17 protein-coding genes are annotated in these 15,159 nt (G+C 63.8%); 6 read left to right on the top strand and 11 right to left on the bottom strand.

What is annotated here, in order from left to right; genetic code table 11:
• Together C8N34_RS27295 and C8N34_RS07530 are read right to left on the bottom strand one after the other, a co-directional pair.
• A partial coding sequence (locus tag C8N34_RS27295; protein ID WP_139226313.1) for a GTP-binding protein occupies positions 1-90 on the bottom strand: 90 nt, incomplete at its 3' end.
• Positions 91-180: 90 nt separating this feature from the next.
• Positions 181-786, bottom strand: coding sequence for a hypothetical protein (locus C8N34_RS07530; protein ID WP_108128394.1), 606 nt, complete (start codon positions 784-786; stop codon positions 181-183).
• Positions 787-898: 112 nt separating this feature from the next.
• Between C8N34_RS07530 and C8N34_RS07525 the strand changes: the two genes are divergently transcribed.
• A complete protein-coding gene (locus C8N34_RS07525) occupies positions 899-2,251 on the top strand; it encodes a cytochrome P450 (protein ID WP_054303073.1) in 1,353 nt (450 codons plus the stop codon).
• 120 nt (positions 2,252-2,371) lie between these two features.
• Here the strand turns inward: C8N34_RS07525 and C8N34_RS07520 are convergent, their stop codons facing one another.
• Both C8N34_RS07520 and greA read right to left on the bottom strand, forming a co-directional pair.
• The gene (locus C8N34_RS07520; RefSeq protein WP_054303074.1) at positions 2,372-3,361 is read right to left on the bottom strand and encodes a hypothetical protein; all 990 of its coding nucleotides are present in this window, start codon (positions 3,359-3,361) and stop codon (positions 2,372-2,374) included.
• 15 nt (positions 3,362-3,376) lie between these two features.
• Positions 3,377-3,847, bottom strand: coding sequence for a transcription elongation factor GreA (gene greA, locus C8N34_RS07515; protein WP_054303075.1), 471 nt, complete (start codon positions 3,845-3,847; stop codon positions 3,377-3,379).
• A 286-nt stretch (positions 3,848-4,133) separates the two neighbouring features.
• Here greA and C8N34_RS07510 point away from each other — a divergent pair, with 286 nt between their 5' ends.
• Positions 4,134-5,777 (top strand): electron transfer flavoprotein-ubiquinone oxidoreductase, encoded by a 1,644-nt coding sequence (locus C8N34_RS07510; protein ID WP_108128393.1) that lies wholly within the window; start codon positions 4,134-4,136, stop codon positions 5,775-5,777.
• A gap of 76 nt (positions 5,778-5,853) precedes the next feature.
• Here C8N34_RS07510 and C8N34_RS07505 read toward each other — a convergent pair whose 3' ends face one another.
• Together C8N34_RS07505 and lepA are read right to left on the bottom strand one after the other, a co-directional pair.
• The gene (locus C8N34_RS07505; protein ID WP_108128392.1) at positions 5,854-6,525 is read right to left on the bottom strand and encodes a hypothetical protein; all 672 of its coding nucleotides are present in this window, start codon (positions 6,523-6,525) and stop codon (positions 5,854-5,856) included.
• A 189-nt stretch (positions 6,526-6,714) separates the two neighbouring features.
• On the bottom strand, positions 6,715-8,514 hold the full coding sequence (gene lepA / locus C8N34_RS07500; protein ID WP_108128391.1) for a translation elongation factor 4: 1,800 nt from the start codon (positions 8,512-8,514) through the stop codon (positions 6,715-6,717).
• Positions 8,515-8,835: 321 nt separating this feature from the next.
• Between lepA and C8N34_RS07495 the strand changes: the two genes are divergently transcribed.
• From C8N34_RS07495 to C8N34_RS07480, 4 genes are all read left to right on the top strand, one after another.
• Entirely contained in the window at positions 8,836-9,984 is a 1,149-nt protein-coding gene (locus tag C8N34_RS07495) for a Hint domain-containing protein (protein ID WP_108128390.1), read from the top strand.
• Positions 9,985-10,169: 185 nt separating this feature from the next.
• On the top strand, positions 10,170-10,484 hold the full coding sequence (locus tag C8N34_RS07490; protein ID WP_054303080.1) for a hypothetical protein: 315 nt from the start codon (positions 10,170-10,172) through the stop codon (positions 10,482-10,484).
• Between the two features lie 6 nt (positions 10,485-10,490).
• Positions 10,491-11,516 (top strand): DUF2332 domain-containing protein, encoded by a 1,026-nt coding sequence (locus C8N34_RS07485; protein WP_108128389.1) that lies wholly within the window; start codon positions 10,491-10,493, stop codon positions 11,514-11,516.
• 38 nt (positions 11,517-11,554) lie between these two features.
• On the top strand, positions 11,555-12,256 hold the full coding sequence (locus C8N34_RS07480) for an NAD-dependent deacylase (RefSeq protein WP_108128565.1): 702 nt from the start codon (positions 11,555-11,557) through the stop codon (positions 12,254-12,256).
• A gap of 4 nt (positions 12,257-12,260) precedes the next feature.
• On the opposite strand, the gene C8N34_RS07475 is transcribed toward C8N34_RS07480, so the two are convergent.
• From C8N34_RS07475 to C8N34_RS07455, 5 genes are all read right to left on the bottom strand, one after another.
• A complete protein-coding gene (locus tag C8N34_RS07475) occupies positions 12,261-12,773 on the bottom strand; it encodes a copper chaperone PCu(A)C (protein WP_082400953.1) in 513 nt (170 codons plus the stop codon).
• A gap of 39 nt (positions 12,774-12,812) precedes the next feature.
• Positions 12,813-13,163 carry a hypothetical protein gene (locus C8N34_RS07470; RefSeq protein WP_145693817.1) on the bottom strand — a complete coding sequence of 117 codons (351 nt, stop codon included), beginning with the start codon at positions 13,161-13,163 and terminating at the stop codon, positions 12,813-12,815.
• Between the two features lie 121 nt (positions 13,164-13,284).
• Complete coding sequence (gene rpmB, locus C8N34_RS07465) at positions 13,285-13,572, bottom strand: 50S ribosomal protein L28 (RefSeq protein ID WP_054303083.1); 288 nt, start codon at positions 13,570-13,572, stop codon at positions 13,285-13,287.
• 104 nt (positions 13,573-13,676) lie between these two features.
• Positions 13,677-14,456 carry a methylated-DNA--[protein]-cysteine S-methyltransferase gene (locus C8N34_RS26810; protein ID WP_242013892.1) on the bottom strand — a complete coding sequence of 260 codons (780 nt, stop codon included), beginning with the start codon at positions 14,454-14,456 and terminating at the stop codon, positions 13,677-13,679.
• A complete protein-coding gene (locus C8N34_RS07455; protein WP_108128387.1) occupies positions 14,453-15,133 on the bottom strand; it encodes a thiamine diphosphokinase in 681 nt (226 codons plus the stop codon). The genes C8N34_RS26810 and C8N34_RS07455 overlap by 4 nt, the downstream gene beginning before the upstream one ends.
• Between the last annotated feature and the right edge of the window lie 26 nt (positions 15,134-15,159).

Here is a 15,159-nt window from a genome sequence, read left to right as displayed (position 1 = left end):
AGCGGTCAGCGTCGTCTTCCCGTGGTCAACGTGGCCAATCGTGCCAATGTTGACGTGCGGTTTGTTCCGTTCAAACTTTGCCTTTGCCATGGGGGCCCTCGCGGTCTGTGGGGCCCTGAGGACAAGGCCCGTAATCTACACCGGGCGCGACTTAGCCATGAAAGCCGGGAAAATCAAGTATCACTTGCCTTCGGCGCCTGTATCTTCGGCGGCTGCGGCATCCCCGGTCTTCGGCTTTTTGCCCTTTGCAGGCAGGTCAAACCATTCAGGGTTGTCGAGGAACCACTTCTCCACCGCCCTGGCCGCGTTGAAGGACAGCGCCGCCATCTGCTGCTCACGCGTCTTGGTCAGCCCGGAACCCACGACGCTGTCGCCATCGAGGTTCTCGAAAATGGTCATTTTCTTGCCCTCGGCATTCAGCTTCTTCTGTTTCGCGTCATCCCAGACATTCGCCGTGATCGCCAGCACCGACTTGGGTGACAGCACCACCGGAACCCCGGGAGGAGCAAGGGCATAGGCATCGACCGAGATGCCGATATTGTAGATCCGCTTGCCCTCGTAGCGCCCGAAACGATCATCCACCGCCTTCTTCATGGCGGCTTCCCATTCCTCCACCGTCGCCTCGCGGGAAATCGGCACCTTCTGCATCTTGTCGGCCACGACAATGTTGTGCCCCAGCACAAAATCCCCCAGGTCTGCAGGCGGATCGGACAGGTCGTTCTTCGCACAGGCCGCCGTCAGCAGCAGCATCAGAGGCAAGGCAAGGCGGCGGGCAGGTCGCGACATCGGCATTCTCCGGTCTGGGTGCCCTCCGATTACCCGCTTGCCACCGACCATGCAACGACGCGGAATTGCCTCGGGCGATCCCGTGCCTATATCCTGGGAACAGGAGGTCCAGATGGATTCAACCACCGCCCTGCCCGTCCGCGTGCCGCTCGCGACCAGGCCTCTGGGCATTCTCGGCTCGCTGCGTGCCGGGCGCCGCAACGTGCTGGAACTGATCCCCGAAATCGCCACCCATGCCCCGATCCTGTCGGGCCGCACCGGCAAGCGCTGGCATATGGTGATGGACCCCGGCGCGCTGCGGCAGATCCTGCGCGACCGGGTGCAGGATTACCCGAAATCCGTGGTCACCAAACTGCTGCTGGAACCCGCCATCGGCGACAGCCTCTTCGTGGCCGAAGGGCAAAGCTGGCTCTGGCAGCGCCGCACCGCCGCGCCGGTCTTCTCGCATCGCAACGTCGCAGCTCTCGCCCCGGTGATGACCGCCGCCGCCGAAGCGGCAAGTGCCCGCATCGCCGCCGCCGGGCCGCGCGCGGTCGATCTGTTCGACGAAATGGTGCGCACCACCTTCGACGTCATCTCCGATGTGACCTTCGCCGGCGGCGACGGGCTGAACCCCGCCGCCGTCCATCTCGCCATCGAGGATTACATCGCAGGCACCGCCAGGGTCTCGCTGCTCGACATCCTCGGTCTGCCCGGCTGGGTGCCTCGCCCCTCGCGCCTGCAAGCCCGCAACCGCATGGGGGCCATGAAACAGATGGCCGATTCCACCATAGCGAACCGCCGGACCCGCGGTCCCTCCATCCCGCCCGACCTGCTGGACCTGCTGCTCGCCGGGCAAGACCCGGAAACCGGCCGCCGGATGACCACGGCAGAGTTGCGCGACAACCTGCTGACCTTCATCGTCGCAGGCCATGAAACCACCGCCCTCACCTTGTCCTGGGCGCTCTACCTCGCTGCTTTCGACCCCGCCCGGCAGGCGCGCGCGCGGGAAGAAGCGCAGGCCCGCCTCGGCACCCGCGCCGCGACGGCGGACGATCTGCCCCACTTGCCCTTCATCCGCGCCATGGTCGAGGAAACCCTGCGCCTTTACCCGCCCGCCGCTTTCCTCTCACGCACCGCACAAGAAATGGACCGGCTCTGCGGGCGCGAGATCCGGCCCGGCGATACGGTGATCCTGCCGATCTACGCGCTGCATCGCCATCACAGGCTCTGGCATGACCCCGACAGCTTCCACCCCGAACGCTTCCTCGACAGCCGCCCCGAACGCTTCGCCTTCCTGCCGTTCGGCGACGGTCCCCGCATCTGCATCGGCGCCAGCTTCGCCATGCAGGAGGCCGTGATCATCCTTGCCACCCTGCTTGCACGCTTCGCCTTCGCTCCGGTGCCTGGCAAGCGCCCAAATCCCGTGATGATCCTTACCCTGCGTCCCGAAGGCGGCGTATGGCTCTCCGCCACCCCGGTCTGATATTTGCTTCCTGCAAAAAAACTCCCGCCGGAGGCACAGCCGAGGCGATCCGCCAAAGGCGGACGACGAGATAAAAGACGCGCGGGCCCACAAGGGCCCGTTCCGCCTGAAAAGCGCGGGCTACTCGAAAACCCCCGCCACCCGGCCGAACAGCATGAAGGCGCGCGCGGTGCGGGTATCCGCCAGATCAACCAGTTCGGCATCAGTGGCGTTCTTCTCGAATTCAGTAAAAGTCCGGTCGAACGTCCGCAGGAAGTGATGCGCCGCATCGCGGAAGATCGGGTCTTCCCGCATCCGCCCTGCCGTCAGCGCCAGCGACGAACGGTCGCGAATCCCGCCCAGCCCTGAAATTGCCCGCCCGCGTTCGCCTTGGGCGAAACTGCGCCACAGTTCGGGCCGCGCCCGATCCGGCTTCAGGTCATCCATATAGATGCCTTCCTGCGCCAGCAGCGTCAGCACATCCTGCGCGGCGCGGATCAGCTTGGCGACCGTGCGATCCTCCAGTGCCAGACGAAGCGCCCGAAACCCGTCACGGTCATCGGGGTTCTCGGGGAATTGCAGCGCGCGGATGAATTCAGCCACCGACAGCGGCGCACGAAGATCCTCCGCCGGAGTTCCCAGCGCCAGCGCCGGCTGATCCTCGGCCGCAGCGCCCCTTGACGGGGCGACCAGCGCCGCCTTGCGGTCCGCCGAGGCCTGTACAAGCGAGGCATCGCGGCGCGAGGTGAAGGTGGCCAGCACCGTCTCGGCCGTTTTGGCCGCACGCTCGATCTCCTGCAACTTCTGCTCGACGGAAGGCTGCACCTGACTCTGCACCCAGGTTGCCCGCATGGTTTCAACCGAAGCCTGCAACCGCGCGGCTTCGGCCCGCAGATCCTGCACCGACCGGAGCGTCGTAACCCCGATCCAGATCAGCGCGATGGGCAGGAACACCATGACCAGCGTCATCACCAGATCAAGCGTCCCGCCTTCCCCCGGCCCGGCCAGAAGATAGGCGGCGACAGCCACCACCCAGATCACGCTCAGCGCAGCGGCCACGGCCTCCACACGCGAAAACCGGGCGCCGGTCTCTGCCGCGCCACCCATCGGGCTGTCATGCGGTTCGGGCATGGTGCCTCCCTCGCCTCAGATATAACGGACGCTCAGCACTTCGTAACTGCGGTCGCCGCCCGGCGTCTTGACCTCGACACTGTCGCCTTCGTCCTTGCCGATCAGTGCCCGCGCCAGCGGCGAGCGGATATTCAGCAGCCCGCGCTCCAGATCCGCCTCGACCTCACCGACGATCTGATAGGTCTTTTCCTGATCCGTGTCCTCGTCCACCAGCGTCACCGTGGCGCCAAACTTGATCGGCCCCGACAGTTTCGCGGTGTCGATCACCTCGGCCAGCGACAGCGTGCCCTCAAGCTCCTTGATGCGGCCTTCGATGAAGCTCTGCTTTTCGCGCGCGGAATGGTATTCGGCGTTTTCCGACAGGTCACCCAGCTCGCGCGCCTCGGCAATGGCCTGGATGATGGCGGGACGCTCCACCGATTTCAGGTGCTTCAGTTCGCCATCCAGCGTGTCGAACCCTGCGCGGGTCATCGGAATCTTTTCCATCGGTCTCTCACCAAAAAACAAAGCCACGGCCCGGCCAGGCCATGACTCTCCGTCGTCTTGGCCTCACCAGACCGCACCGGCGCCGCAAATGCAAGGGGCCGCGGCAGGGAAACGACAGATCGGCGGATGGTTGCGTCACAGGCACCGCAAGAATATTTCTCCTATGCCGCGATGCAGCGCTTTGATGTTGCGTCACGATTGACGGGCGCTTTCCCTTGGGGCAGACAAAACCCCGGACAAATCCAGCAAGCGGCGCGTGGCGCCCGTAGCCACAGGGGAGACGCGGATGGCAGAGATCGAACGCGAGAGCATGGAATACGATGTTGTGATCGTAGGGGGCGGGCCTGCTGGTCTGTCAGCGGCGATCCGGCTGAAACAGCTCGACCCCGATCTGAATGTCGTGCTGTTGGAGAAAGGGTCCGAGGTCGGCGCGCATATCCTGTCCGGTGCCGTGCTGGATACCTGCGGGCTGGATGCCCTGCTGCCCGACTGGCAGTCGATGGACGCCCCGATCAAGACCGAGGTGAAAGAAGACAATTTCTACATCCTCGGCCCGGCCGGGCAGGCGCGCATCCCGAACTGGCCTATGCCGCCCTTCATGAACAACCACGGCAAGTACATCGTCTCGATGGCAAATGTCTGCCGCTGGATGGCGGGCGTGGCCGAAGGGCTGGGGGTCGAGATTTTCCCCGGCATGTCCTGCTCGCAACTGGTTTACGAAGGTGACCGGGTGGTCGGCGTCGTCGCCGGCGAGTTCGGCTTGGGTGAAGACGGCCAGCCCGGCCCGAACTACGAGCCGGGGATGGAGCTGCGTGGCAAATACGTCTTCCTCGCGGAAGGCGTTCGCGGTTCGCTCTCGAAGGAGGTCATCGCGAAATATGACCTGTCGAAGGGCCATTGCCCGCAGAAATTCGGCATCGGCATGAAAGAGATCTGGGAGATCGACCCCGCCAAGCACCGCGAGGGCACGGTCACTCACACGATGGGCTGGCCGCTCGGGTCGAATGCCGGGGGTGGTTCGTTCATCTACCACCTTGAAAACAATCAGGTCTATGTCGGCTTTGTGGTTCACCTGAACTACGCCAACCCGCATCTCTATCCCTATATGGAATTCCAGCGCTTCAAGCATCACCCGATGGTGGCTGATCTGCTGGCAGACGGGAAACGCGTGGCCTATGGCGCTCGTGCGATCAGCGAGGGCGGTTGGCAGTCAATGCCCAAGATGGTGGCGCCGGGCGTGGCGCTGCTGGGCTGTTCGGTCGGCATGGTGAACGTGCCCCGCATCAAGGGCAACCATAACGCCATGCTGTCGGGCAAAGCCGCCGCCGAAGCCGCCTTTGACGCGATCAAGGCAGGCCGCGAGGGCGACGAACTTGCTGCCTATGAAACCGAAGTCCGCACCGGCCCGATCGGCAAGGATCTGAAGAAGGTCCGCAACGTCAAGCCGCTGTGGTCGAAATTCGGCCTCGTCGCCTCGCTGATGGGCGGCGGCGCCGATATGTGGCTCAACACCATCGGCCTGACGCTGTTCGGCACGCTGAAACACGGCAAGACCGATGCGGCAGCAACCGGCAAGGCGAAGGATTTCAAGAAGATCGACTATCCGAAGCCCGACGGCAAACTGTCCTTCGACCGGCTGACCAACGTGGCCTTCAGCTTCACCAACCACGATGAAAGCCAGCCCGCGCATCTGAAGCTGAAAGACCCGTCGCTGCCGATCCGCGTCAACCTGCCCGAATATGACGAACCGGCGCAACGCTACTGCCCCGCTGGCGTCTACGAGGTGATCGGCGAAGGCGCCGAGGCGCGGTTCCAGATCAACTTCCAGAATTGCGTCCACTGCAAGACCTGCGATATCAAGGACCCGTCGCAGAACATCAACTGGACCACGCCACAGGGCGGTGACGGCCCAAACTACCCGAACATGTAAGGCAATAGCGGCAGGGGAAACCCTGCCGCTTTTCATTGCAGGACATGCCCCCGCAGCGCTCACCGCAATCCGGCTGTCACCTCAGCATTCTGATATGCAGCTTGCCTTCAACCACCGCGAACAGATGGTCGCGATCATCCTCAGCCGAATACCACTTCCCAAGAAAACCTGTCTTGTCGAGCGCCTCGGCACGTCGCCACATGCAAGCGTTCATCTCCTCGACAATGGCGACATGCCTGTTGCGGTCTTCTTCTGTATTGATGCCATTTCGGAACGATCTGATCACCAGGTCATAGGCCGCGCGACAGGCCGCCGCCTCGCTGTCGATCTGCGCCATAAAATCCCGGCCGGTTTGTTGGCCTACGGTCGCCCCATATGGCACCGGCCTAAAACGATTCTCCGGCGGATAGTCCTCGACCTCACGGAAAGAACCCGTCTGGCGTTTCATGCGCGTCTTTTGGCCGTCCTCCTCAAAGGACCAGAACGTAACCCAGCAGTCGCTGCGTTTGATAAGCGCGTGGCGCTTTGCGACACGAGAGCTCCCGCCGGTCAGCGAACTGATGCGTTCCCCCGAAACCTCGCTGACAATCTCTTGGTGCCGACGGCCATTATAAACCCGCGTTCCCTGCGACGTGGGTGAGCCACACTCGATGCGGGGTTGCCAGTCCTCTTCCGCCACCGCGCGCCCGGCAGGCACAAGCAGCAGCATCCCCGTGATGAGCCTGAAGATTACCGCAAATCCCGACATCCGGCCCGCCCCTGAGGAGTTTCGGCCCAAGCTGCCCGGCAGGCAGCCCAGACGTCAACCAGAGATTGCAGACACGGCGGCTTCCGTTGCCGAAACAGGCCAGAGAGCGCCACGCGTATCAAGCGCCCTTTATGGAGGCCAGCATACCCCCGATACGGTCAGGGGCATGGGCCCTAAATACGCTATGCCTCAGCTATCCATCTTGAGCGCATTGATGAAGGCGCTTTGCGGGATTTCCACTTTCCCGAACTGGCGCATCTTCTTCTTGCCCTCTTTCTGCTTCTCCAAGAGCTTCTTCTTCCGGGTCGCGTCGCCGCCATAGCATTTCGCGGTCACGTCCTTGCGCATGGCGCTGATCGTTTCGCGCGCGATGACACGGCCGCCAATCGCCGCCTGGATCGGGATCTTGAACATGTGACGGGGGATCAGCTCTTTCAGCTTCTCCACCATCACGCGCCCCCGCGCCTCGGCCCGGTCGCGGTGAACCATGATCGCCAGCGCATCCACCGGCTCGTCGTTCACCAGAATGGACATCTTCACCAGATTGTCCTCCCGGTATTCCGACAGTTGATAGTCAAACGAAGCATAGCCCTTGGTCACCGACTTCAGCCGGTCATAGAAATCGAACACCACCTCGGCCAGAGGCAGGTCATATTCGACCATCGCGCGGCTGCCCGCATAGGTAAGGTTCAGCTGGATACCCCGGCGATCCTGGCAAAGCTTCAGGATGTCGCCCAGATATTCGTCGGGCACCATGATCGTGGCCTTGATGCGCGGCTCTTCGATATGGTCGATATAGGTCAGGTCGGGCATGTCGGCGGGGTTGTGCAACTCGCGCACCTCGCCATCCTTCATGTGCAGCTTGAAGACCACAGAAGGCGCGGTGGTGATCAGATCAAGGTCATATTCCCGCTCCAGCCGGTCGCGCACGACCTCCAGATGCAGAAGCCCGAGGAAGCCCATGCGGAACCCAAAACCAAGCGCGGCCGAGGTTTCCATTTCATAACTGAAGCTCGCGTCGTTCAGCGCCAGCTTTTCGATGGCGTCACGCAACGCCTCGAAGTCATTGGCATCGACCGGGAAAAGACCGCAGAACACCACCGGCTGCGCGGGTTTGAACCCCGGCAGCGGCGCGTCGCAGGGCTTGCGCTCATGCGTGATCGTATCGCCCACGCGGGTGTCGCGCACCTGCTTGATCGAAGCGGTCAGCACGCCGATCTCGCCCGGCCCCAGTTCGGGAATATCCACCATCTGCGGTTTCAGCACCGCCAGCTTGTCGATGCCGTAAACCGCGCCGGTCTGCATCATCTTGACCCGGTCGCCCTTCCTGATCACGCCGTCGATGACGCGGATCATGACGACGACACCCAGATAGGCGTCATACCAGCTGTCGACCAGCATAGCCTTCAGCGGCGCATCGCGGTCGCCCTTGGGTGCGGGCAGGCGCTTCACGATAGCCTCCAGCACATCCGGAATGCCGAGGCCGGTCTTGGCCGAAATCGTGATGGCGTCGCTGGCGTCGATGCCGATCACATCCTCGATGTTTTCCTTGACCCGCTCGGGGTCGGCGGCAGGCAGGTCGACCTTGTTCAGCACCGGCACGATATCATGACCTGCGTCAATCGCCTGATAGACATTGGCCAGCGTCTGCGCCTCGACCCCTTGCGACGCATCCACCACCAGAAGCGAGCCTTCGACCGCGCGCATCGACCGGCTGACCTCATAGGCAAAGTCAACGTGTCCGGGCGTGTCGATCAGGTTCAGGATGTAGGTATTGCCATCCTTCGCCGGATATTCGATCCGCACGGTGTTGGCCTTGATGGTGATGCCGCGCTCGCGCTCGATATCCATGCTGTCCAGCATCTGCGCCTTCATGTCGCGCGCAGCCACCGTGCCCGTCATCTGGATCAGACGGTCGGCGAGGGTGGATTTGCCGTGGTCGATATGGGCCACGATCGAGAAATTGCGGATACGGTCAAGCTGGGTCATGGGCGCGCATATATCCTGTCATGCAAGGGCCGGGAAGGGGGATTTGCGTGCCGGGGATCAGCGGGGGATCGGGCAGGATCGGCTCCCGTCAGGGGGGAATTTTTGGCCCCTCACAGCATGCTCGACCCGTTTCCATTCCGGAAACAGCCAGATCTTGCCATGATATCCTGCAATTGCATGAATTTCTTAAAGTAAACACGCTTTCGCCACGAATTTTGCACGATTTGACATTCGCCGCGGCCCTTCCCATCCCCTGTAGCTGCGGGCCGCTGCCATGCTCCGCCGCCCGGCAAGGGCGTTACCAGTTCGGGGGAATTTGCGATGCCGACCAGTACGGTCAATTGGCTATGGATCGGGAACCTGCCCGCCATCGACAGCACAGCTTCCAGCAATGTCACTCAAAGCCAGCTCAATGCCGCAGGGATGAACGGCTATTCCGTCACCGGACCGGGGCATATCGCGCCGGTGGCGGTTACGGGCACCACCACCAGCAGCGGCGGGGCGCAGGTTTTCACCGCACCGTTCAACCAGACCAACAATTTCCTCAGCCAGTTCAGCTTCGACAGCCCGACAACGCCGGGCACGATCAGCGGCCAGACGATCCAGACCACCTTCCGGGGCGACATTACCATCACTCTGCCCGACGGCAGCACCTCCGGCCAGGTGGCGACCATCGTGCAGATGACAAACGGCGACCTGTTTCTGCGGCCCAACGCCAATTACCTGCCCGACTGGGATGGCATCAACGCGCTGCGGTCCATCACCATCAATCAGGCGACACCGTTCCCGAACAACACGGTTCTGAACGCGGTTATCTCGTTCGATCCTGATATTTTCGATATCGAAATCCCCTGTTTCACGGCAGGCACGCTGATCCGCACCCGCGATGGCCTGCGCGCCATCGAAAGTCTTGCCGTCGGTGATCTGGTGGAAACCGCCGATCACGGGGCACAGGCGCTGCGCTGGATCGGCACGCGAAGCCTGTCTTCCGCCGAACTGGCCGCGTCGGCACATTTGCGGCCGGTGCGCATCGCCGCCGGGGCGCTCGGCCCCGGTCAGCCGGAGCGCGAGATGCATGTGTCACCACAGCACCGGATGCTGGTCCGCTCGCGGATCGCGCAGCGGATGTTCGAGACCGAAGAGGTATTGGTTGCCGCCTGCCATCTGATCGGTCTGCCGGGCATTACGCGCGATGACAGCCTGCGACCCGTCACCTATGTGCATCTGATGTTCGACCGGCATGAAATCCTCTTTGCCGACGGCGCCCCCAGCGAAAGCCTGTATCCGGGCCCGATGGCGATGCGCGCTCTGGGCAATGAGGCAGCGCAGGAAATCCTTGCACTGTTCCCGGAACTGGCGATTCTCGACAGCGGCTGGCTGCGCCCGGCGCGGGTGCTGGTGCCCGGTCGGCGGGGGCGTCAGATGGCCGAAAGGCACCTGCGCAATCACACGGCCCTACTGGCTGCCTGAGCTTCAGGCCACATCATCTTGCGGCGGGGTGCCCTGCGCCCCGCATCATCCGGCGCTGCCCCCGCCGTTTCGGCCAATTTTCGCCGGTTTGCGCCAGATCATTGATAAATTTGCCCCGAATCGTCATAATTGTTGCCAGAAAATGACCGGGGCGGACCCTCGTCCCGGCGGCATGAGGCAGAGACATGAAGAAACTGGTTCTGGCAGGCGCCTTTGGCGCATTGGTGCTTCCCGTCATGGCGACTTCCGTATTTGCAGGCTCGATCGAACGGGCTTGCCTGCGCTCTGATCGCGGCTCGGCCAACCCGGCCATCTGCGGCTGCATCCAGCAGGTCGCCGACATGACGCTGACGGGCCGCGACCAGCGGAAGGCCGCCAAGATGATGGCAGACCCGGATCTGGCACATGAGGTCTGGATTTCGAAACGCGAAGCCGATGACGCGTTCTGGGAGCGTTACAAATCTTTCGGCCAGACCGCCGAGGCCTATTGCGCCGGCTGACCCTCCGTGGCTGACCGTCTGCCTGCGGCCTTTGCCGAGCAGGCCGCGAGTTGCGCAGCGCTTGGCTCACCCTTCATGGAGCGGCTTATGCGCCATCTGGCGGCGCATTGGCCTGGTGACACCGATCTGGCGCGTCGTTTCGTGGACTGGCCGGGGGAGATCGGGCCGCGCGGTGCCTCCTTGCCCCTTCGGCTGGCCAGCGGCCTGCATGCGCTAGTGCTGACCGGGCAGGATGACGCGCTGGCGGCGGCTTATCCCGGCGGCGCTGGCGGCGATCTTGGGCTGGCACTGGATGCCGCCCTCCACCGGCATGATGCCTTCCTGAGCCAGTGGTGCAACCGCGCGCCGCAGACCAATGAAATCCGCCGCTCTGCCGTGCTGATCGCCGTGGCGCACTGGCTGACCGCGCGGTTCGGCCTGCCCATCGTACTGTCAGAACTGGGCGCAAGCGCAGGGCTGAACCTGATGTTCGACCGCTACGCCCTGGATATTGCCGGGCGGCGCTTCGGCCCGGCGGATGCCGTTTTGCGATTGAAACCCGACTGGCACGGGCCACTGCCCCCTGCCACACCACCCGTCATCGCCCGGCGGCGCGGCGTCGATCTGGCCCCGCTGCGTGCTGACCGGCCGGAGGATGAACTGCGCCTGCTGTCCTGCCTTTGGCCAGATCAGGCCGACCGGCTGTCGCGCACGCGCGCTGCCTTGCAGGTGCAGGACGCGACCGTCGATCAGGCGGATGCGGTGGAATGGCTGGAACAGCGCCTGGCATCAACCAGCCCCGGCCATCTGCATCTGGTCTGTCATACGGTTGCCTGGCAATATTTTCCGCCCGAGGCGCAGCGGCGGGGCACAAGGCTACTTGAAGCCGCAGGCGCGCGTGCGACGCCCGACACCCCTTTGGCCTGGTTCGGGATGGAAGCGGATGCGGGGGCAGAGGGCGCCGGACTGCGCCTGCGTCTCTGGCCCGGCGATCTGGACCTTGCGATGGGCCGGGCGGGTTTTCATGGACAGTGGGTCAACTGGTCCGGCTGACCGCGACACCATCAGCAGCCCCGCAGGAGCACACCGCAATCGAAACCATCGTCATCCTGACCGGCGCCGGGATCAGCGCGGAAAGCGGGTTGGGCACCTTCCGCGACAAGAATGGCCTCTGGACCCGTTATGACCTGAACGAGGTTGCCACGCCCGAAGGCTTCGCCCGGAATCCCGCGCTGGTGCACGATTTCTATAATGCCCGCCGGGCCAATGCGCGTGCAGCGCATCCGAATGCCGCGCATGAGGCGCTGGCGCGTCTGCAACGCCACTGGCCCGGCAAGGTGCGGATCGTGACACAGAATGTGGATGACCTGCATGAACGCGCAGGGTCGTCCGATGTCCTTCACATGCATGGCGCACTGGAGGGCGCGCTCTGCGCCGCTTGTGGCCATCGCTGGCCAGCCCCCGCCGCGATGCATCCCGCAACGCCCTGCCCCACCTGCCACGCGCGACAGGCCCGCCCCGACATCGTCTGGTTCGGCGAATATCCGCATCACATGGAAACAGTGTGGGACTTGCTGCGCAGCGCTGATCTGTTCGTCGCGATCGGCAGTTCAGGCACGGTATACCCCGCAGCGGCCTTCGCACAGGATGCAGCCCGCGCGGGCGCGCATTGTCTTGAACTGAATACCGAGGCGAGCGCCGTCGCCCCGGATTTTCACGAGATCAGGCTTGGCCCCGCCACGCAGCTTGCCCCCCTCTGGGTGGACGAGGTGCTGGACCGGCGGGGCTGCTGAAGGCTCAGTTCGAGGCGCCCGTCTGACCGTGGTTCATCTTGCTGTGGTCGTGGCCCATGCCGCCGCCCATCTGCATGCCATCCTGACGCTCAAGATCCACCGGAATTTCGACGGTCATTTCACCTGCCTTCTCGAAAGTCAGGGTCACGCTGACCATATCGCCCTGCTTCAGTTCGCGCGTCAGGCCCAGCAGCATAACGTGATCGCCGCCACGCGCCAGCGCATGTTCGCTGTGGGCGGGAACGGCAAAGCCTTCCTCCACTTTCATCATCTTCATAACGCCATCGCCCATGTCCTTGTGGGTATGGAGTTCAACCTTCTGCGCCACATCCGACGCGGCCGAGACCAGACGGTCATCCGCATCGCCATGGTTCTCGATCACCATGAAAGCCGCACCGGACTTGGACATCATGGACGAGGTGCGCGCATAGGCATCCTTCACCTCGATATCCCCGGCAAAAGCCGGAAGGGCAACGCAGAGGGCGGCAACGCTCAGAAGCGATTTGAAAAGGGTCATTTGTTCTGTCCTTTGATTGAGGTCTGTGTCGGAAAGAGATCACGACAGGACAGGTGGACCCCGCGCCGAAGGCCGGGGCCGGGCTTGCGCCATTTCCGCATGCGGAGCCGGCCATTCCGCCCGGGTGATCCGGCCTGCGGGCCGCTCCGGGGGCGGCAGTGACCCCGGCGGGGCGGCAGAGGCGCCGATGACGCAATCGGGGCAAAGATGCACCGGCCCGACAGGCCGGCCGGCGGCGTCCACACTCAGAAGCCGGGTCTGGCCCTCAGAGCAGATTTCCATTTCGGACACAGCCACTGGCAGCGCCCGCGCCACGCCAAGCCCGAGCGCACCGGCCACAAAGGCCAGCAGCACGAACATTCCGGTCAGATGTCGGATAAAACGGCGCATGACCTTGCCTAGCGCAGCGCCCCGGGTTTGACCAGCGCGGCAATGCCCCTGCGGCATCCTGCCCGCACCAAAAGCAAAACCCCGCCAAAGGCGGGGCTTCAACATCCGACCGAAGTCAGGATCAGGCGGCAGCCTGAGCCTTCTCGATCTCTTTCTTGATCTTCAGCGCCTTGGCCGAAAGCTCGTCATCCTTGGCTTTCGCGAGGAAAGCATCCAGGCCGCCACGGTGATCGACGGTCCGAAGCGCGGCCGAGGACACGCGCAGCTTGAACGACTGGCCCAGAACGTCCGAGATCAGGGTGACGTCATTCAGGTTCGGCAGGAAGCGCCGTTTGGTCTTGTTGTTGGCGTGGCTGATGTTGTTACCAACCATCGGGCCTTTACCGCTCAGTTCGCAGACGCGCGACATCGTCTTGTTCCTTGTCTTTCGGACCTGTGCCCCGTTGAGCGGCGGCCCGGAGTAACACCCAAAGCGCCCGCAAAGCTGCGGGTACCGAATTCCATCGCAGCCCTTTAGGCGGAAATCCGGTCAGCGTCAAGCGATTCACCGCCCGGAGCCTGCGCGCTTTCCAGCCCGAGCAGGTACTGTTTGCGCCACAACCCACCGCCATAGCCGGTCAGGCTGCCGTCCGAGCCCAGGATTCGGTGGCAGGGGATGAGAATCGCCACCGGATTGGCCCCGTTGGCCGCAGCAGCCGCCCGAACGGCGTCGGGCCTGCCGATCCGGGCCGCAAGATCGGCATATCGGATCGTGACGCCGGGCGGAATACGGCGCAACTCGTGCCAGACCCTGATCTGAAAGGGCGTGCCGAGCGGCGCCAGCGGCAAGTCAGCCGCACCGAAATCTCCGGCGAAATAACGCTGCAAACCATGCGCCAGCCTCTCGGTCATCGCGGATTGACCCGGAGCGATTCGGCCCTTTGCCGCGCGGGCAAGCGCCCTTACCTCCCGGGCCAGCACCGGGCGCGAGGTGAATTCCAGCAGGCGGATGGCCTGCGCGTCGCAGATCGCCAGCATTTCGCCCAGAGGTGTCGGCAACAAAGCGGCATGCAGCACGACAGGCCCGTCGCCACCGCCGCCAAGCCGCACCAGCGCCCCGGCCAGCCCCGCGTCAAACCCGTTGGCCCGCTGATCCAGCGGGTCGCAATCCGGGCAGGGGCGCAATCCGGCCGCAAGGCAGGTAGCGGGGTTGTCACAGACCTCTGCCCCCTGACGCGGGGCCAGACGACAGCCGGTCCGGCAGAAAACCCCGGCAGCGCCTGCTGCCAACCACCCCGTCGATTCGCCTTTCATGCCACCGCCCCCAGCAGGCCCGTCAAAGCGGCATCCAGACGACCGCGCGGCAGAATCGCCAGCATCCCCGGCCCATCCAGCCGCAATTGCACCGGCCCTTCGGCCACTTCGTTGGAGGTGCCGATCATCCCGTCCGGCGCAAAGGCAATTCCGTCGATAGGCCAGCGCAACCCCGTGCTGCATCCGGAAACGGGCATCATCGGAAACAGCGACAGCCTGTCCCCCGCCCGCAGATTCAGACGAATTTGTGGCGGAACCGCAAAGATTACATCCTCGGGCGTCAGAAGCAGACAAGGCATTGGGTTGGGGCGGGCAGCATGAGCCACCAGCACCGACAGCACCGCAAGCTCATGGTCCATCCGCCCCCCCGTCGCGCCCAGGGCCAGCACGAACGGCGCGCGAATGGATCGCAGCGCCTTGTCGAAATCGGTGGTCATCTGCTCGGTGATCGGGTGCAAGACATCCACCAGCGACTCGCGCGCGCGCGCGGAAACGGAATCGAGGTCACCGATCACGGCCTGCGGCACCACTCCCAGACCCAGCGCCCGGTCAGCCCCACCATCGGCAGCCACAATCACAGGCGCCCGCCGCAGCGCCATCCGCAACTCGGCCAGCCGTACCGGACCGCCCGCGACAAGCGTGACCGGATCGGAGGATTCGACAATGACCGCATTCATGGGGATACTGTTCCGAAATAAGGCAG

The organism is Gemmobacter caeni, from assembly GCF_003054195.1.
GTDB lineage: Bacteria > Pseudomonadota > Alphaproteobacteria > Rhodobacterales > Rhodobacteraceae > Gemmobacter > Gemmobacter caeni.
Note: the sequence above shows the minus strand (reverse complement) of the source record. Positions and strands in the feature narration are given on the sequence as shown.